This is a genomic window from Bordetella genomosp. 8, from assembly GCF_002119685.1.
In the GTDB taxonomy this organism is placed as follows: domain Bacteria; phylum Pseudomonadota; class Gammaproteobacteria; order Burkholderiales; family Burkholderiaceae_B; genus Bordetella_C.
The window spans coordinates 3372681-3392419 of the sequence record NZ_CP021108.1 but is presented as its reverse complement, the minus strand read 5'-3'; the positions used below and the strand labels follow the sequence as shown (position 1 = coordinate 3392419).

Below are 19739 nucleotides of genomic sequence, written 5' to 3'. Positions count from 1 at the left end.
TGTACGTCGTGGAACCCACGCCATTATGGGCGAGCCAATTCACAAATGGCGAGCAGACGGGCTTTCACCAGATACATATCGATCTTCAAGCAGGGACAGAGTTTGCCGTTTCCGCGCCACGCGGCAAGGATGACGGCGCATATCATCCCGAAGATATCGTGCACGTTTCCGGGACCGGATCGCCAGGATTCACGGTTTCCATAAGCGACATCACCAAGGACGACGCGCCTTATTCCGGAAACTACACCTGCAAGATCGATGTGAAGCCGGACGCTTCGTGGCAGTGTCCGGATTTCACCGACAAGACACCCGGCACCTATGTGATGACGGTGAAGCTGCTTGCTCCGACGAATCCCGCTGAATGGGTGGATACGATCACCCGCACCTTCGAGATCGGCAAACCCGTGGACGTGAGCAATGTCCAGGACGGTGATGTGAAGGAAAAAGGGCTGTTCGTGGCGCAGGGACCTGGCCAACCCTGGGGGAAGTTGAAGATCAGTGACCAAGGGTCGACGCTGGCGCAATCACGAGCGAACCTGGCCACCGATACCGCGCTATGCACCAGCGGCGACGTGACGGTGAACGCCACCGGTTACTGGCGCTGCGGCGTGCTGGCGACGGAAGAGGGCAAACACACGTTGACGGTGAAGGAGTACATCGACGGCCGGTACTTCAACACGGAATCCCGTCAGTACAGCGTGACGGACAATAACAACAACAAGGACAGGAACAAGAACAACATCGACGACCCGAAGGACGGCGGCATGACCGGCGGCGGATCGGGTGGCGGTGGCGGCGGCGGAGGAGGAGGCGGTGGCGGAGGGGGCGGTGGCGGTGGTGGAGGCAACGGCGGCAACAACGTCAACTTCGGCGGGCATCAAGGTGGCGACGGTGGTGGCAACGGCGGCGGCGACACCTCGCATCTCTGGCCGCCAGGCTACGACCTGAAGAACGGCAATCCGCAGGGCCGTGGCGGCGGCGGGCCGGACGGTGGCATCGATATTCCTATCAGTCCAAGCACCGGCGCGTGGCGTTCGCCCTGGCTGCCGTTTCCCCCGGGCGGCCAGTACACGGTGAACGCGCAGATCTATCGCCAGGGGCAGCCGGTGGGCGAGCCGGTGACCCGGCATTTCTACGTGGCGGTGGAGATCGAGCAGAACGCCCAGCAGCTGGCCCTGGTGCTGCACCAGTCGCGCGCGATCGTGGGCAGGGCCTTTCCCGGCGCGCGCGTGGAGGTGACGCGCGGGAACACGACCTTGTGCACGGTGGATCCGGTGCCGGTCACGGGCGACTGGTCATGCGGGCAGTATCCGACCGACCAGTTAGGCACCTATGCCGTCACGGTGACCCATACGCTGTCTGGGGTACCGACCAGTTCGAACGCAGTCCAGGTGACGGTGGGCACCCCGGCGGCGGTGATACAGGTGCCCGCGGAGTACGCGAACGTGACCAGTGGGACCTATGGGGTCTCGGGCACGGGCGAGCCGGGGGCGACGGTGGTGCTGGACAGTACGCAGGCGCCGGCAGGCGCGGCAGGCCTGCTGCAATGGGCGTTGCAGGTGCAGCCCGACGGCACGTGGCAGTCGCCGCAACTGGTGCCGGTGGCCGGGGCCTACACGGTGACGGCGACGCAGTACATCGGCCAGGTGGCACAGGCACAACCGACCACGCGCGACTACACCGTAGCCCTGGCGCCGACGCAGGTGTGGTTGCCGACGCCGAACGCCACGGTGCCGGCGGGATTGCTGACGGTGCAAGGCAGCGCGCAGCCGCTGGCCACGCTGTCGCTGGTCGATTGCAATGGCGGCGCGCTGCCCGGTTGCAGCGGCGGCTTCGCGATCAGGCGCACGCTGCAGGCGGACGGAAGCGGCCAGTGGTCCACGCGCTACCTGTCGGTGCCGGGCGGGCACAGCGTGACGGTGCAAGCGTCCACGGCGGGCATCCAGGCAGGCTCGCCGGGCACCGTGATCTACACCGCGCAAGGAAGCGCGGCGGGCGTGACGATCGCCACGCCGCAGGGCGGCGCGCAGATCCTCAATTCGTCGTACACGATAGCCGGCAGCGGCCAGCCGGGTGCGTATGTCAGCGTGTCGGGACCCGGCTTGCCCACGCACGCGGACATTCCGGTGGACGACAAGGGAGCCTGGTCCACGACCTACATCTCGCGGGCGGGCAGCTATACGGCGACGGCCACGCAGGCCGGTCCGGACGGCGGGCCGGCCTGGCGCAGCAGCTATCCGGTGAGCTATACGGTCGCCGCCGTCGCGGCGCCGGCCAATGTCAGCATCCTGGAGCCGACGCCAGGCGCCACGGTTGGCGCGTTCTCGCCGGTCGGCGGCGGTGGCCAGCCGGGCGCGGTGGTGACGCTGTCGGGGCCGGCCAACAATGCGTGCTACACGACGGTGACGCCACAGGGCACATGGCAATGCGGTCCCTACGCCTTGGCGCCAGGACCCTACTCGGTGACGGCCACGCAATGGATCGGGAACCAGATCGCCGGCCCGGCGGTACAGCGCGACTACGCGGTGGGCGCGCCCGCGGCGCCCGTGCTGATCTCCGAGCCGACATCGGGCCAGGTCGTCGGCGACGTGGTCTACACGATAGCGGGCACGGCGGCGGTGGGCGCCAGCGTCACGGTGCGCGGCCTGGGCCTGCCGGACGTGGGCCCGATCGCGGTGCGCCCCGATGGCACGTGGTCCGCCGCCTACCTGGCCAGGCGCGGCAGCTATACGGTGATGGCCAGGGAATCGATCGATGGCGAAGTCGTCGGCCGCAGCGATCCGCTCAGCTACAGCGTGAGCACGGATGCGTCGGCGCTGACGATCGTGTCGCCGTGGGAGAACCAGGCCATCGATCAATCTCCGTACTCGATCAGCGGGCAGGGGCAGGCCGGCGCGACGGTGACGCTGAGCGATCCGAAGGGTGGCTCGCCATGCCAGGTGGCGGTGCCGGCGAGCGGGCTATGGTCATGCGGTCCCTACGATACGGGGCCGGGCGCCTATTGGGTGCAGGCCACGCAGTCGATGATGGTCGGCAACATGGCACGGCAGGTGGGCGATGGCGTCACGCGGCACTACACGGTGGTGCGGCAGGCGCCGCCCAGCCCCACGCTGGCGGCGGTGGTGATCGGAATGCCGACGGTGGGCGCGACGGTTCAAGTGCCCTACACGGTATCGGGCACGGCGGAGCCTGGACTGCAGGTGACTGTGACGGGCAACAACGGCTTGCCGCCGCATCCGGATATCGATGTGCAGCCCGACGGCAGCTGGTCGACGGTGTACGGCCTGGATACGCCATGGCAGGGCAGCTTCACCATCACGGCGACGCAGTGGCTCAACGGCCAGGCGCAGGGCTCGTCGGATCCGCGTTCGTATCAGGTGCAGCCCGCGCCGGTGGTCATCGTGAGTCCGGCGGGCGGCGCGACTGTGGATGTGCCGTACACAGTCAGCGGCACGGCGCAGGCGGGTACGACGGTGACCTTGAAGGAGGCCAGCGGTTTGCTGCCCACCTATCAGCGGATTCCGGTCAATGCGCAGGGGGCCTGGTTCCAGCAATACGGCAGCGGCACGCCGCCGCGCGGGGATTTCACGCTCACGGCCACGCAGTACGACCCGCAGGGCGCGCAGGTGGGCACGGCATCGGCGCCGGTGTCCTTCCACGTGGGCGGCAATGCGAGCGCGAGCATTACGCAGCCCCGTGAAGACGCCGTGGTCTATCTGCCGTACACGGTCGCTGGCGCGGGGACGAACGGCGATACGGTGCAGGTGGCGGTGTCGGGGCTGTCGCCGCGTCAGGCGCTGGTGGACAGCCGCGGACAGTGGTCGCTTCAATACACAACGCAGGACGACCCGAATCCGGCTGGTCCGCGAACCGCGGTGGCCACGGAGTTCTACGGCTCGCAGCAGGTCGGCCCACCGACGGAGCCACGGTCGTTCACGCTGGCGACGAGCGCGCCGCCGCCAGCGGTGATCGCCAGCCCGCGCGACGGACAGGAGTTTCCGTGCTATGGCGGCAACTACTGCCTGTACTACCTGGTCGAGGGTACAGGGACGCCGCATGCGCAGGTGCAGGTCAGCCAGACCGGCGGCTCGGGCGGACCGGTGACGGTGCAGGTCGACGACAGCGGCAACTGGCAAACCGATCCCGTGTTCCAGCCGCCCTATCCGCCGAACGGGCAGAACTGCTATTGGAGTTCCTATGACTGCAAGAGCGGTCCGGGCACGATCACCGCGACGGAGTACTACGGCGGCCGGAAGATCAATGATGCTTCCGTGACGATCTACGGCGTGGTCCGGACCAACGTCAAGAGGTGATGCATGGCAGCGTGGGGAAGAGGGACTGGCGTCGTGATCGCCTTGGCGTGGCTGGTTCTCGGCTGGTCCGGAGCCAGCGCCGCGGCCTCGGACCAGCCGAGAGCGCGCCCGGAGCGCGCGTCCGCGGCGTCCGTCGCGTCGCAGAAGACGGGACCGGAGTCGCGGGAGGCTACCTACAGCGTTAAGTTCATCAACAACGGGCCGGCGAACATCACGATCGATCATACGGATGACGGGTGCATGCATGACGCGGGCCCGGGCTCGATCTATGTGCCTTCGTACGGTTCCACCAGCATCAGCCTGGTGGACAGCAATCACTTCCACATCATCCACAACTGCACCGATCAGCCGAAATGGGTGAAGTGGACGGTTCATGCCCAAACGGAAAACGGACAGACGAATCCGTATCCCCTGATGTTCAGGCACGATCTCTTCAAGGTAGGCGTGGCCGCCTGCAACCTGGGATCATGGTGCACGACCATCCAGGGCCCCCAGGGCACATCGTCCGGAAACGGCCTGGTCACGAGCGCGAACTGCGGCACGTGGGGTTGCCTGAACGAATGGGTCCCCGAGCTGCTTCCGGGCGTGAGCGACAGCATCACCATCTACTTCGACGGCAGCTACGACGGCAAGAAGCAGCCGGCCGTGATCACGTGGCCGGGCCAGCACAGCGCGATCCATGGCGACGATCCCGCCAATGTGGCCATCACCGGCACGGCGTCGCCGCAGACGCAAGTCACCGTGAGCGCCAATGGGCATGTCGAATCTCCCTGGGCCGACAATGGCGGCAACTGGACGACCGATACCGCCTACCACTTCACGCCCGGCCAAGTGTATTCGGCGACCGTCACGTCGACGGTGGAAGGCACTTATACGTCGACCTTCATTTCCGTTCCGGCCGTGGTGATCAACGGGCCGCCGTCCCCGGTGACCTGGACCAGCGATCCCATCACGGTGACCGGGACCGCGATGCCCGGCGCCACCGTCGTCGTCCGGTCGGATCCCCACGATACCGATGCGCCGACGTGTTCCGGCGTGGCGGACCCTTATGGAAACTGGTCCTGCGGATTGACGGACCTGCTGGCGGGCAATGACTACGACCTCGCCGCCTGGCAGCAGGGCCAGGTGAACGACAGCAGCGGCAACTGGAGCTGGCTGGACCCCATGCAGGCGCAATGGCCCCTGCATATCGATCCCATCCCTCTGGCGATCCTCAGTCCGCCCAATGGCGGCCATATCGATGGCGACACGCCGCCGAACTGGGCGGTCAGCGGGACGGGTACGCCCGGCGGACAGGTGACGATAGACACCGACTTCAGCAAGACGCGGCCTGTCATCGCGCTGATCGGCCAGGATGGCACCTGGACGACCGGTCCGGTGTTCCTCTTCCCGCCGCCGACAAGCTATATGGTGCCGGCGTTGCAGACGGTCAATGGCAAGCCGGCGCCCAGCAGCAGTACCACGTTTGCTTCATGGCCACGCCTGAAAATCAGTTATCCCACATCCGGCGCGATGCTGCCGTCGGGCCAGACCAGCCTGCTGATGACCGGCACCGGCATGCCTTCGGCAAGGGTGACGCCGGGGCCCCTGACGCCGCAGAATGGCGCGAGCGCCTGCGCGTCCGCCACGATCGCCGCGGATGGCTCATGGTCCTGCCTGATCCAGAATCTGACCCCGGCCTCCTACGGCGGGAGCGTACAGCAGTCCTTGTTCTCGCAAAGCGATCCCGCCGTTCCGCTGTCCTTCGCCGTCGCGCAACCGCTGGGCATCGACCAGCCCGGCGCCGGCCAGTCGTTTCCGCCGCAGACGACGGCCGTGCGATTGGCGGGGCGCGGCCAGCCCGGGGCGTCGGTGAAAGTGGCGGTGCCGGGCGCCGCGCCCTGCGGCATCCAGGTGGTGGGCAGCGACGGATCCTGGTCGTGCCAGGTGGCGGGCTTGCGCTACGGCCAGCCGTATACCGCCACGGTCACGCAGGGCAGCAGCGATGCGATCCAGGGCGCGGGAAGCTGGATCGACCCCGGCGTGCAACGCCAATTCTCGATCGCCGATTTCAGTGCGCTTACCATCGCGGCGCCTGTCGAGAACCAGGTGTTCGCGTCCGCGACCACCGCCATCACGGCTTCCGGAACCGCGCAGCCGGGCGCCACCTTGCAGGTCGGCGTCCCCGGCGCCCAGCCCTGCGCGCCGCAGACGGTCGGGCCCGCGCCCGGCAACTGGCAGTGCCAGATCGCGGGGCTGCAGCCCGGCGGCTCTTATCTGTTGACGGCGACCCAGACCTTGCAGGGCGTGACGGATGATCCGCAATACGCCGATTTCACGGTCGCGACGCCGCTGGTGGTATTGCTGCCGGCGCCGAACCAGGTGCTGCCCGCCGCCGATACCACCGTGGACGTCAGCGGCACGGGCCAGGCCTTTGCCAGTATCGCGGTCACGGCCGCGCCCGCGCAGCCGTGCTCCACCACCGCGGATGACAAGGGCAGATGGGCGTGCACGATCACGCGGCTGGTTGCGGGAACATCCTATACCGCGAACAGTGTGCAGAGCGGGCCTGGCTGGCAGGATCCGCCGGTGGGCCGACCTTACTCGGTTGCCGCCGCGACGGGCATTTCCATCGGCAGCCCGCGCGATCAAGCCGTGGTGTCCAGCAACAATCCCGTCGACGGCATCCAGGTGCGCGGAACGGGCCAGAGCGGCGCGGTGGCGAAGGTCGTGGTGGGCAACGACGCGCTGGCGCCCATCGATATCGTCAACGGCGTTTGGGCGACAGATCGGGTACCGCTGGTTAGCTATGGCGTGAACGGCGTCCGCCTGTCGATCACCGCGACCGAGTACGTGGACGACAAGCCCCAGGGCGCGGCCACCGTGACGGTCGACGTGGCAAAGGTGGCGACCGTGGACAAGCCGCGCGATGGCGAGGTCATACAGGACATCGGCGACGTGACGGTCAGCGGACAGGGGCAGGAGGGCGCCAGGATCAACGTCGATATCGTGGATGGCGCGCTGGCCGCCAATCCGAAGAAAGGCTGCGCCGCCACGGTCGCCAATGGCGCGTGGTCCTGCGTGTTGAACGGCATCATGCCATCGTCGTCCTATACCCTGAGCGTGCTGCAGTCCGGGCAGGCCTACGACTGGTCGGATCAGCCTGTTGGCCGCGAATTCAAGACGCGGGCCGCGCTGCCCGCCATGTTCGGCAACCCGGCGCAAGGGGCCGGGCTGCTTGCCGACACACCCTACGATGTGTCCGGGACGGGCGAGCCCAATGCGCAGGTCTTCCTCAAGCTGATGGGCGTGCACGACCTGGGCTTCAGCGTCGTGGAAGGCGGCGGCAAGTGGGTATTTCCGCATCTGTTGTCCAGCGGGCCGGGCTGCTACAGCCTGACCGCGACGCAGGTGCTGGATGGCTATCCCTTGGACCAGGCGTCCGTGCAATATCCGGTCGGCGGCGCGACCTGTCCTGGCAGCGCCGTGTTCTATATCGCCTGGCCCATGGCGGATCAGGTGCTGGTCGGGCAATCCTATGTGGTGCGCGGCTACGGCGTTCCCGGCGCGACCGTGACGCTATCGGGCGGGCCGCAGTGCCAGGTCCAGGTGCAGCCGGATGGGTCGTGGTCGTGTGGCCCCTACACGGTGACCGGCGCCGGCGCCTACAGCGTGGCCGCGCAACAGACACAACCATCCGGCTCGACCGCGGTGAGGCAGTTTGCGGTCCTGCAGCCGGTCGCGATTACGTCGCCAGCGAACGATACGGTGATGTACTGGACCAACCGCAACCCGCCGCCACCCATCGGCGTATCCGGTACCGCCGCGCCGGGCGCCTTGCTGGAAGTCAGCCAGATCGGCGGCAGCGGCGCCACGCAATACGTGACGGCCGCGTCGGACGGTACATGGACCACGAACGCGGTCTTCCTGCCGCCTTCGCCATTCGACGCCGGGGCGGATTGCGGCATCTGGGGCTGCAAGGGCGCACTGGCGACGATACGCGCGCGCCAGATCTATGGCGATGGGCCGCAGGGCGATACCCGGATCACGATATATGGGGAGTACTTCGTGAGATCGAGGAACAGATAGATGGCGGATGAGCACCGCGCTTGCACGAAGACTTGCGCGGCGTGAAGCGCCGCCGTCCCGGGATCGCAGGCGGCAGCATGTCCGATGCGGCATTATTCAAAAAAAATCGCCCATCGCGTCCACCTGAATCAACACCGTAGAGGTGGCCAGGCGCTAAGCGACGGAAAATCTGTGGCTTATGAATTCAAAGAGGCGTAGTGTGAACAACACGTCTACACCGAAGTTGATGCCGAGGCCTACATAGACCCGCTGCGCATGCGCAATGGAGAACGGTATGGATACCAGTGTCCGATCGACGGTCGCGTACAAGGGCAACGACCGGCTGCTGTTCGGCATCATCATGGGCGTCATCGCGTTCTGGCTGTTTGCCCAGACGACGCTGAACATCGCGCCCGACATGCGGCGCGACCTCGGCATGGACGCGAGCACGATGAACGTCGCGGTGGCCATCACGTCGCTGTTCTCCGGCATCTTCATCGTGGTGATGGGAGGCCTGGCGGATCGCGTCGGCCGGCTCAAGATCACCCGCATCGGATTCTGCCTGAGCATTGCCGGCTCGCTGCTGGTCGCCATCACGCCGCAAGGGCCGCTGGCGGCGCCGGTCATGCTGTCGGGGCGCGCGCTGCAGGGCTTGTCGGCGGCGTGCATCATGTCGGCGAGCCTTGCGCTGGTGAAGGCGTACTGGGAAGGCGCGGAACGCCAACGTGCCATCAGCATGTGGTCGATCGGATCTTGGGGCGGCTCCGGGCTATGCGCGCTGTTTGGCGGCTTGATGTCGCAGCATTTCGGCTGGCGCTCGATCTTCTGGGTGGCGATCGCGGTCAGTGCGCTTGGCCTGTGGATGATACGCGGCACGCCCGAGAGCAAGGCTGAAACCAGGCCGGATTATAGGTTCGACCTGTTTGGCGTGCTGACGTTCATGGTCACCATGGTGGCCTTGCAGGTGCTGGTCACGCAGGGCAACAAGTTGGGCTGGACAAGCACGGTCAGTCTGGGGCTGCTGGTGGTGACGGTGGTGTTCGGCTGGCTGTTCTTGCGCATCGAGAGCAAGGCATCGAATGCGTTCTTCGATTTCAGCCTGTTCAGGAATGCGACCTACACCGGTGCGACGATTTCCAACTTCCTGGTCAACGGAACGGCTGGCACGTTGATCGTGTCGTTGCAACTGCTGCAGATCGGCGGCGGCATGAATGCCCAGCAGGCGGGCTTGCTCACGCTGGGTTACGCGATTGCCATCATCGCATTTATACGCGTGGGCGAGATGTTGTTGCGGCGCTTCGGTCCACGCAAGCCGATGATCTGGGGTTGCGTGATCACGGGCCTGGCAATCCTGTTGTTGTCGCCCGCCCAACTGCTGTTGTCGCATTACAAGGTCTTCGCCATCTTCGGCTACACCTTGTTCGGCATAGGCCTGGCCTTCTACGCCACCCCTTCGACCGACGCGGCGCTGTCGAACCTGCCCGCGGCTCAGGCGGGATCGGGCGCGGGTATCTACAAAATGGCTTCGTCGCTCGGTAGCGCCTTCGGCGTCGCGATCTCCGCCGCCATCTTCACCGCGCTCAGCGGCGACAACGGGAGCATGAACTGGCTGGAAGGACTGATCACGTTCAGTGGCCGCCAGGATAATGTGGCCGTCCGGCAAGCCGCCATGGTCGCCCTGGGCTTCAACGTCCTGATGGTCTTGATAGCGATCTTCTCGATCATGCTCACGGTGCCCAGGGGCGCAAGGTCGCAGACCTGAATTTCCGACTTTCATTCCAGGCCCCGGCCATTCCCAAGGCGCGGTTCCCGTCAGGCGTCATTCTCCTTCCAGGAGCTGTCATGAATCCACTCACACAAGCGCTTGGCGGAGCCGAGCCCACCCTGGTGTCCGACCTCGAGGCCCTCTACAAGGATCTTCACCAGCATCCTGAGTTGTCGATGCAGGAAGTCCGCACCGCGAAGATCGTGGCCGACACGATGCAGTCGCTGGGCTATGAGGTGACGCGCAACGTCGGCGTGACCGGCGTGGTCTGCGTGTTGAGGAACGGCGTCGGCCCGACCGTGATGTTGCGCGCGGACATGGATGCGCTGCCGATGGCGGAGAACACCGGGCTGCCCTATGCCAGCACCGTGACGGCGCGGGACGCGGACGGTATGGAGGTCGGCGTCGCGCATTCCTGCGGCCACGACATGCACGTCGCCTGGATGATCGGCGCGGCACGCATCCTGGCGGCGAATCGCGCCGCCTGGCAGGGCACGCTGATGATCGTGTTCCAGCCAGGCGAGGAAACGGCCGAAGGTGCGCAGGCCATGGTGCGCGATTGGGGCGAAGGCCGCTTTCCCAAGCCTGACATCATCCTGGGCCAGCACGTCATGGTGGGGGCGGCGGGTACTGTGAGTTACCGTCCCGGCGTGACGCTGTCCGCCGGAGACAGCCTGAAGATCAAGCTGTTCGGGCGCGGCTCGCACGGGTCACAGCCGCAGACCTCGATCGATCCGGTCATCATGGCCGCCGCGACCGCGCTGCGCCTGCAGACCATCGTCTCGCGGGAGATCGCGCCGACCGAACCGGCGGTACTGACGATCGGCTCGCTACAGGCAGGCACCAAGGAAAACATCATCCCTGACGATGCGACGATCAAGCTGAACATGCGCACCTTCAGCGACGACACGCGCGAGTACATGCTCAAGGCGATCCGCCGCATCTGCTGCGCCGAATGCGAGGCTTCCGGCGCCGAGCGGCCGCCCGAGTTCAACACCATCAACAGCTACCCGCTGACCGAGAACGATCTGGTCGCGACGGAGAAGGTGGCGCAGGCCTTCGCCAGCCAGTTCGGCGAAAATGCTTCGTTGGCGCCGCGCGCGGCGTCGGCGAGCGAGGATTTCAGCATCTTCGGCCGCACCTGGGGCGTCCCATATGTGTTCTGGTTCCTGGGTGGCACCGACCCGGCGACGTACGCGCAAGCCGTGCAGGAAAAAGCGGTCAACAAGATTCCCAGCAATCACTCGCCCAAGTTCGCGCCGCAGATCCATCCGACGCTCGAGACCGGGCTTGAGGCCATGCTGACCGCGGCCGCCGCGTGGTTGTGCCCGCCGCAACCGCTGGAGGAAACGAATAGGTGACTGCCCAGGAGTTGGTTGCCGAGAGCCTGAACGGGCATCGGCTGTTCACGGCACTCGATCTGGCGGGTACGTTCGCCTTTGCCATCAGCGGTGCCGTCGCGGCCAGGGACCGCGGCCTCGACTGGTTTGGCGTGGTCGCGATAGCGTTCGCGGTCGCTTGCGGCGGCGGCGTGGTGCGTGACGTCTGCATCGGCGCGGTGCCGCCGGTCGGGCTGACCGATTGGCGCTATCTGGCCGCCGCCCTGGCGGCCTCTTTGCTGACCATCTCCGCCCATGCGATGGTCGTGCGCATTTCGCACCCGGTCATCATTTTCGACTCCATCGGCCTGGCACTTTTTGCCGTGACCGGTGCGCAGAAGACAATGATCCTTGGCCATGATGCGGAGGCGGCGGTGTTGCTGGGCGTGGTCACCGCGGTGGGCGGCGGCGTCGTGCGTGACGTGCTGCTCAATCGGGTGCCGATCATCCTGCGGCGTGAGATCTATGCGTCGGCGGCGCTGGTAGGCGCTGCCATCGAGGTGGCGGGGGAACGCCTGGGATGGTTGTCGATCGGACGGACCTGGGTTGCCGTGGCGTCCTGCTTCGCCTTGCGTTGCCTCGCGCTGCGGTACAAGTGGAGCCTGCCGCGTTTTTCCGGCGGCGACGACAGCCCTTAGGGCCGGCCCCGCCCGGTGGCACGGTCATCGCCTTCGAAATCGCCACGGGAACAGGGCGCCAGACGCTGGGGGCCTGGGCGCCTTTTTCCCCGCCTTTTCCCCCGCTTTACTCGATGTTCTGCGCCTGTTCCCGCATCTGTTCGATCAGCAGCTTCAAATCCATCGCGGCGCGGGTGACGTCGACGCTGCCGGCCTTGGAGCCTAGGGTGTTGGCTTCGCGGTTCATTTCCTGGAACAGGAAATCCAGGCGCTTGCCCGCGCTGCCGCTGCCGCCGGCGCGCTTGCCGGATTTGCCGTCACCGCTGCCGCCGGCCTTGTCGTCGGCCAGGATGTGGACCAGCTCGGCCAGGTGCGAGCGCAGGCGCGAGAGTTCTTCGGCCACGTCGATGCGCATGGCGAACAGGTTCGCTTCCTGCGCCAGGCGTTCGGTCAATTCGGGGCCGCTGATGTGCGTGAAGCCGCCGGGGAAGGCGGCTTCTACGGTTTCGCGCAATTTGTTGGCCAGCTTTTCGCGATGGTCGGCCAGCAGTTGCGGCAGATGCTGTTCGACGTCCTCGACGATCTTCTGTATGCCCGTGGCGCAGTCGCGCATCATCGCGGCCAGGCGTTCGCCTTCGCGGACCCGTGCGTCCTGCAGTTGCGCCAGCGCTTCGCGCGCGGCCTGCATGCCGGCCGCGCCCCAGGCCTGCGGATCCAGCGCGTCGTTGTTGCGCTGGCCGGGCCAGTTGAAGAGTTCGACGAGGCGCGGCGCCTCGGTCTCCGGCAGGATCTGGCGGGCGGCCTGCAACTGTTCGGCCAGGCGCTGCAGCCATTGGGTGTCCAGACGATCCAGGTCGGCGGCGGCATTGCGCGTGTAGCTGACGCGCACTTCGACCTTGCCGCGTCCCAGGCTGCCGGTCAGCAGTTCGCGCAGCGGCGCTTCCAGGTGGCGCAGATCGTCCGGCAGCCTGAAGTACAGGTCGAGGAAACGGCTGTTGACGCTGCGGAATTCCAGCGACAGCGAGCCTTGATCCAGATCGGCGCGGGCGCTGCCGAAGGCCGTCATGCTACGTATCATGGTTGATGCATCCTGATTGAGGCGTCGCGAAGCGTACGCATGCCGGCAGGATAACCCGAAGGCGGGGCGGCCCGTACAATCCGGGGCGGCGCCGCTACGCCGTTTTGAATTCCCACCGACTGGAGATATCCGTGACCTCATCCGCATCCTCCCCGACGCGCCATTCCGGCCGCGCGGCCGATGAACTGCGACCGCTGGCGCTGACGCGCGGCTTTACCCGCTATGCCGAAGGATCGGTGCTGATCAAGGCGGGCAATACGCATGTGCTGTGCACGGCCAGCGTGCTGGACAAGGTGCCGCCTTTCCTGAAGGGCCAGGGGCAGGGCTGGGTGACGGCCGAGTACGGCATGCTGCCGCGCGCCACGCACACGCGCGGCGACCGTGAGGCGGCGCGCGGCAAGCAATCCGGCCGGACCCAGGAAATCCAGCGACTGATCGGCCGCAGCCTGCGCGCGGTGATCGACATGACCGCGCTGGGGGAACGGACCGTGCATATCGATTGCGACGTGCTGCAGGCCGACGGCGGGACGCGCTGCGCCAGCATCACTGGCGCCTGGGTGGCGCTGGCCGACGCGGTCGCGCTGCTGATGAAGCGCGGCGATTTGTCGGCGAACCCCTTGCGCGATCACGTCGCGGCGGTGTCCGTGGGCATGGTGGATGGCCGTCCGGTGCTGGACCTGGACTACGAAGAGGACTCCGGCTGCGATGCGGACGTCAACGTGGTCATGACAGGCGCGGGCGCATTCGTGGAAGTGCAGGGCACCGCCGAGGGCGTGGCGTTCAACCGCGCCGAACTGGACGCGATGCTGGCGCTGGCCGAACATGGCATCGGCGGGCTGGTACAGGCGCAGAAGCAGGCGCTGGCCTGAAGACGAGCGGTGGCATGTCAAGAAAATGCCACTTCACCGCAACATAATCCCTACCGAATGTTTTTGCCCGCGAGGGCGCGTAGGTAGGATGTGATGCGGAACAAATTGAGTGTGAACCTGGCGCTGACGATCGTGCTGGCGCTGTTCGTGACGCTGTTCGTCGCGGCGGGCGCGGCGGCGATCGCCTTGCTGCGCGAGAACCGCGCGTGGGTAGAGGAACTCGGGCGCGACAATATCGAGCGCGCCAGCGAACTGGGCAACGTCAGCAGCGCGGTGTTCCAGGCCCGTGCCGCGCTGGTGGACGCCAAGACCTATATGGAAGGCGGCCGTATACCGGAGCGCGACCAGATGGTCGCGGTGGTCGAGCGATTCCTGGGCGATGCCCGCAAGGGCGTCGAACGCTTGCAGGCGCTGCCCTATGCCAACACGGAAGGCAAGCCCCTGTACGACGCCGCCTTGCAGGCCTACGCCAGGCTGGTCGACGATTGCCTGACGCCCATGCGCAAGGCCATCCAGGGCTTCAATGGCGTGGAGGTGAACCGGCTGAACGACCAGGTCCTGCCCGCGGCCGCAGAAGCCTACGTCAAGGCGGAAAGCGCCTTCCAGCGCTACACGCGGGCGCAGGGCGCCGCGGCCATCGCCGAAGTGGCGCATATGCAGGACGCCGCCGTCTACAGCGCGGCCGGCCTGGCCTTGTTCGTGCTGCTGCTGGCCGTCGGCATCCGCGTCGTGCTGCATCGTTCGCTGTTGCGGCCGCTGCGCGAGGCGGGCGGCCATTTCGACCGCATCGCGGATGGCGACCTGACGCAGCCCATCGCGGCGGGCGGGCGGAACGAGATCGGCATCCTGTTTTCCGCCATGAGCCGCATGCAGGGCGGCTTGTCCGGCGCGGTCGGCTCGGTACGCCTGGCGGTGGACGATATCCATTCCGATATGCGCGCGCTGGCCGCTGGCGGCGTCCAGCTGTCGGCGCGCACCGCCGAACAGGCCGGCATGTTGCAGGAAACGGCGGCCGGCATGTCGACCCTGGCGGTCACGGTGAACGCCACCTCGGAAAACGCCGAGCGCGCCAGTGCCCGATCGCAGCGCGTCGAGGCGCTGGCCGAGCAGGGCGCGCAAGCGGTGGACCGAGTGGTCGCGCGCATGCAGGATATCGCCGACAGCGCCCGCCGCATCGGCGATATCGTCGGCGTGGTCGACGGCATCGCGTTCCAGACCAATCTGCTGGCCTTGAATGCCGCCGTGGAGGCCGCCCGCGCGGGCGAGTCCGGCCGCGGCTTCGCGGTGGTGGCGGGCGAAGTGCGCACGCTGGCGCAGCGCAGCGCCGGTGCCGCGCGCGAAATCAAGTCCTTGATCGCCGGCTCGGCCGATCACGTGGATGCGGGCGTGCGGGAAGTGGGCGCGGCCGGGCAGACCATAGGCGATATGCGCGTCGCGGTCGCCCAGGTGACGGCGCTGGTGCAGGAGATATCGCAGGCCGCCGCGGAACAGGCAGCCGGTATCGGCGCGATGCACGAAGCGATGTCGGGCCTGGACCGCAATACCCAGGAAAACGCCGCCCTGGCGGAAGAAACCGCCGCGGCGGTGGCGGCCTTGGAAGGACGCGCCGAACGCCTGCGGCAAGCGGTGGAAGTATTCCGGCTGGCCCCCGTCGGCTCGGTGGATACCGCGTCAGCCGCCGGGCGCCAGGTAAGGCTCGACGACGAGCGGCACGTCTCCATGCTTGACCTGGTGCTTGACGCGGGCGGCCGCCGAAGCGATGTCTTCCGGGCGGATGCGCACGCCTGACTGGGGCGAGACGTACAGGGCGCCGATGCTCAGCGTGACGAAGGGGAATGACCGCATGACCCCATAGCGGTCTTCCGCTTCGATCCCGCCGCGCGCGCGGCCTTCGTCGTCATACAGGTCGATCGCGTTGCGATTGAAGTCGTGGATGATGCGTTCGGCGCGCTCACGCCAGTCGGCGCTGCGGAACAGGATCACGAAATCGTCGCCGCCCACGTGGCCGACGAAATCCCGCTGTGGATCGCAGTGGTTGCGTATGACCGTCGCGCACAGCTGGATCATGTCGTCGCCGCGCCAGTACCCGTACACGTCGTTGAACGGCTTGAAGTGGTTCAGGTCGCAATAGCCGGTCACGAACTCCACCCCGCCTTCCAGCAGGCTGCCGATATGCTGGCTGATGGGGATGTTGCCGGGCAGGGAGGTCAGCGGGTTCGCGTAGCGCGCGGCTTCGATGCGCATCTCGGTGACCGAGCGCACCAGGGCTTCGCCCGTGCCCAGGCCGTCGTAATTGCCGTCGCGGGTGATGATGAACCCGTCGACCAGGTAGCGCTGGTCGTCCGATACCAGCACGTGGCTGAGCTGGTCGATGGAGGCATGCACGTCCACCAGCACCGGTTCGCCGTTCATGAAGGTGGTGCAGCCATCGCGCCCGAACAGCTCGCGCGTATAGCGCTGAGCATAGCGGTCGGTGAAATCGCGGCGATTGATGATGCCCAGCGGCCGGTTGTCGTCGTCGACCACGGCCACGGCGTGCAGCGATTTATGTTCGTCGAACAGCCGGTGGACGTCGTCGTTGGTATGGCGGCTGGGCGAAACCGAAGGCGCCTGCACGCGCAGCGTGGCCGCCGTCGCGCCCGGGACGCGCGCCGCGCCGCGCGCGGGAGCACGTTGCTCCAGGACCTGGCGCACCTGCGGCGCCACATCGCCATGCGGGCGCGCGGCGGGATAGCCCAGGAACCAGCCCTGGGCGTAGCGGATGCCCAGGTCGCGCACGACGGCCAGGTCTTCCGCGGTTTCGACACCCGCGGCGATCGTCGGCGTACCCAGGCATTGCGCCACCGAGAGCACGGCGCGAACCAGTTTCTGCCGCCGCTCGTCCTGCGCGATGCCATGGAAGAAATAGCGGTCTATCTTGACCAGGTCGGGCTGCGCCTCGGACCACAGTTGCAGGCTGCCATGGCCCACGCCGTAGTCGTCCAGCGCCAGCCGCATGCCATGCGCGCGCAAGGCGCGCAGGATGCGGGTCAGCACGCGCATGTCCGGAAAGGCCGGATCGTGCTCGGTCAATTCGATGATGATGCGCCCCGGGTCCAGGGCGCAGCCGTCCAGCAGGCGGGCCGGCATCGATTCGCCCCATTGCATCCAGAAGTGCAGCAGGGCCGAGGCCGACATGTTCAGGAACAGGTTGCTGCCGGCCGGCGCCTCGGTGTCCTGGAAGGAACGCATGCCACTGGTGGCGCTGGCGTGTTCGACCAGCGGATGCACGCCGCGGCGGCGAGCTTCGCCGAACAGCGCCTCCGGCATGTGGAATTCGCTGTCGACGGGGCCGCGGATCAGGCTCTCATAGCCGTAGACGCGGGTGTTGGTCAAGTCGACCACCGGCTGGAATAGCGCGCTCAGGCGTCCCGATCGCAGGATCTCGTCCAGCAGGCCCAGGGGAGACAGGACGGCGGGAGCGCCGGCAGCCGGGAGAGCGGAAGGAACGGACGCGTGCATGCTTTGGCACCGGGTGGAGACCGCCTAATGGTGAGCGGCGCATATTGCGCAGGCGTTTCAATCTGTGTCTTGCCGCGCGGGCGATACACTACCAGTTTGCTTTGCCACCCGCATCGTTGGTTACAAATCCCATGGCTTCAGACTCAGTACCCGGCCTAGGCCGCGTGGTGCTCGCTTCCGGCAATGCCGGCAAGTTGCGTGAATTCTCCGCGCTGTTCGCGCCGCTGGGCATCGAATTGATACCCCAGGGCCAGTTGGGCGTGCCCGAGGCCCCCGAGCCGCATTGCACTTTTATCGAGAACGCGTTGGAAAAGGCGCGGCATGCCAGCCGGGTGACCGGCCTGCCGGCCCTGGCGGACGATTCCGGCCTGTGCGTCGATGCCCTGGGCGGCGCGCCCGGCGTCTACTCCGCCCGCTACGCCAGCATGAACGGCGGCGAGAAGTCCGACGCCGCCAACAACGCCCTGCTGGTTCGCGAGCTGGCGGGCCAGCCGGACCGGCGCGCCTGTTATATCGCCGTCCTGGCCCTGGTGCGCGCGGCCGACGACCCCCGGCCCTTGCTGGGCGAGGGCGTCTGGTATGGAGAAATCGCCGAGGCGCCGCGCGGCGAGCACGGTTTCGGCTATGACCCGTATTTCCATCTGCCCGACCTGGGCAGGACGGCCGCCGAACTGGCGCCCGCCGAAAAGAACGCCGTCAGCCACCGCGCGCAGGCTTTGCGCGAGTTGATGGCCAAGTTGCAGCGCGCGGCGCGCTGAACGCGCCGGCCAACGCGATACGCCATACGCCATGCCCATCACCATTCCGATCCGGCCGGCCGGCGCCGCGCCCACGCCCGGGCGCGCCAGCGCGGGGGCCGGGCTCATGCGCCCCGGCCTGACCAGCCTGCCGCCCTTGTCCGTTTACGTGCATGTGCCGTGGTGCGTGCGCAAGTGCCCCTATTGCGACTTCAACTCGCACGCGGCTGACGGCGAGATCCCGGAACGCGCCTACCTGGACGCCCTGCGCGCCGATCTGGAGCAGGCCTTGCCGCAGGTCTGGGGCCGCCAGGTGACCTCGGTGTTCCTGGGAGGCGGTACGCCCAGCCTGCTGTCCGCCGCAGGCCTGGACGAATTGCTGGCGATGCTGCGCGCCTACCTGAACCTGTGGCCCGACGCCGAAATCACGATGGAGGCCAATCCGGGCACCGCCGAGGCCGGCCGCTTCCGGGACTACGCCGCCAGCGGGGTGAACCGGCTGTCGCTGGGCATCCAGAGCTTCGACGACGCGCAGTTGCGCGCCTTGGGCCGCATCCATGACGCCGGCCAGGCGCGCCGGGCCATCGCCATGGCGCAGGCCGCGGTGCCCCGCGTCAACCTGGACCTGATGTTCGCCCTGCCGGGGCAGACGCTGCAGGCCTGCCAGGCCGACGTCCGTGTAGCCCTGTCCCATGGCACCGAACACCTGTCGCTGTACCACCTGACGATGGAGCCGAATACGGTCTTCGCGAAGTTTCCGCCGGAGCACCTGCCGGATGACGATACGGCCGCCGCCATGCAGGACGAGGTGGAAGCCCTGGCCGCCGAGGCCGGCCTGGCGCGCTACGAGGTGTCCGCCTACGCGCGGCCCGGCGCCCGCTGTCGCCACAACGTGAATTATTGGGAATTCGGCGACTATCTGGGGATCGGCCCCGGCGCGCACGGCAAACTTTCATTTCACGACCGTATCCTGCGCGAAGCCCGTACCCGCAATCCGGAACGCTGGATGGCCGCCGCGGTGGCGCGCGACGGCTCGCACATTGCCGAGTCGCGCGAAAGCACCGCGGATGAGCTGCCTTTCGAGTTCATGCTGAACGTCCTGCGGTTGAAGGAAGGCGTGCCGGCGACGTATTTCGCGGAGCGCACCGGGGTGTCGCTGGCGGCCATCGCGCACCAACTGGAGGCGGCCACGGGCAAGGGTTTGCTGGACGCGGACCCGACCCGGTTGAAGGCAACGCCTCGCGGTTGGGCGTTCCTCAACGACCTTCAAGCACTGTTTTTGAACTGATGCACCAGAGTGGTTCTTTTCATGCTTCGTGTTTTGCACATAATTGGTGCATTATCCCGGGATCGGTCCGGCGGCGGGCCGATCTCCCCGGGATTCCCATGTGAAAACATGGCATGGATGTTGCTTTTTAGCCGAGTGCCAGTCG

At 67.0% G+C, this 19739-nt stretch carries 11 protein-coding genes; 9 read left to right on the top strand and 2 right to left on the bottom strand.

Annotation, left to right across the window (positions count from 1 at the left end; translation table 11 throughout):
• Positions 1-158 precede the first annotated feature (158 nt).
• The 5 genes from CAL12_RS15375 to CAL12_RS15355 all read left to right on the top strand — a co-directional run bounded on the left by CAL12_RS15375 (position 159) and on the right by CAL12_RS15355 (position 12142).
• A complete protein-coding gene (locus CAL12_RS15375; protein ID WP_232464533.1) occupies positions 159-4313 on the top strand; it encodes a hypothetical protein in 4155 nt (1384 codons plus the stop codon).
• 240 nt (positions 4314-4553) lie between these two features.
• On the top strand, positions 4554-8381 hold the full coding sequence (locus tag CAL12_RS15370; RefSeq protein ID WP_157793007.1) for a hypothetical protein: 3828 nt from the start codon (positions 4554-4556) through the stop codon (positions 8379-8381).
• 274 nt (positions 8382-8655) lie between these two features.
• Entirely contained in the window at positions 8656-10122 is a 1467-nt protein-coding gene (locus CAL12_RS15365; protein ID WP_086065369.1) for an MFS transporter, read from the top strand.
• An 80-nt stretch (positions 10123-10202) separates the two neighbouring features.
• Complete coding sequence (locus CAL12_RS15360) at positions 10203-11486, top strand: M20 family metallopeptidase (protein WP_086065367.1); 1284 nt, start codon at positions 10203-10205, stop codon at positions 11484-11486.
• Positions 11483-12142: a trimeric intracellular cation channel family protein gene (locus CAL12_RS15355; RefSeq protein ID WP_420042725.1), complete on the top strand. Its 660-nt coding sequence runs from the start codon at positions 11483-11485 to the stop codon at positions 12140-12142. The genes CAL12_RS15360 and CAL12_RS15355 overlap by 4 nt, the downstream gene beginning before the upstream one ends.
• Before the next feature lie 106 nt (positions 12143-12248).
• Here CAL12_RS15355 and CAL12_RS15350 read toward each other — a convergent pair whose 3' ends face one another.
• Entirely contained in the window at positions 12249-13199 is a 951-nt protein-coding gene (locus CAL12_RS15350; protein WP_086065366.1) for a YicC family protein, read from the bottom strand.
• 131 nt (positions 13200-13330) lie between these two features.
• Here CAL12_RS15350 and rph point away from each other — a divergent pair, with 131 nt between their 5' ends.
• Positions 13331-14068: a ribonuclease PH gene (gene rph, locus CAL12_RS15345; protein WP_086065365.1), complete on the top strand. Its 738-nt coding sequence runs from the start codon at positions 13331-13333 to the stop codon at positions 14066-14068.
• A 93-nt stretch (positions 14069-14161) separates the two neighbouring features.
• Positions 14162-15856: a methyl-accepting chemotaxis protein gene (locus tag CAL12_RS15340; protein ID WP_086065364.1), complete on the top strand. Its 1695-nt coding sequence runs from the start codon at positions 14162-14164 to the stop codon at positions 15854-15856.
• Here CAL12_RS15340 and CAL12_RS15335 read toward each other — a convergent pair.
• The gene (locus tag CAL12_RS15335) at positions 15740-17569 is read right to left on the bottom strand and encodes an EAL domain-containing protein (RefSeq protein ID WP_086065363.1); all 1830 of its coding nucleotides are present in this window, start codon (positions 17567-17569) and stop codon (positions 15740-15742) included. The two genes, CAL12_RS15340 and CAL12_RS15335, sit on opposite strands and share 117 nt — an antisense overlap.
• Before the next feature lie 131 nt (positions 17570-17700).
• Between CAL12_RS15335 and rdgB the strand changes: the two genes are divergently transcribed.
• On the top strand, positions 17701-18327 hold the full coding sequence (rdgB, locus tag CAL12_RS15330) for an RdgB/HAM1 family non-canonical purine NTP pyrophosphatase (RefSeq protein WP_086065362.1): 627 nt from the start codon (positions 17701-17703) through the stop codon (positions 18325-18327).
• Between the two features lie 31 nt (positions 18328-18358).
• A complete protein-coding gene (hemW, locus tag CAL12_RS15325; RefSeq protein ID WP_086065361.1) occupies positions 18359-19594 on the top strand; it encodes a radical SAM family heme chaperone HemW in 1236 nt (411 codons plus the stop codon).
• Positions 19595-19739: the final 145 nt, after the last annotated feature.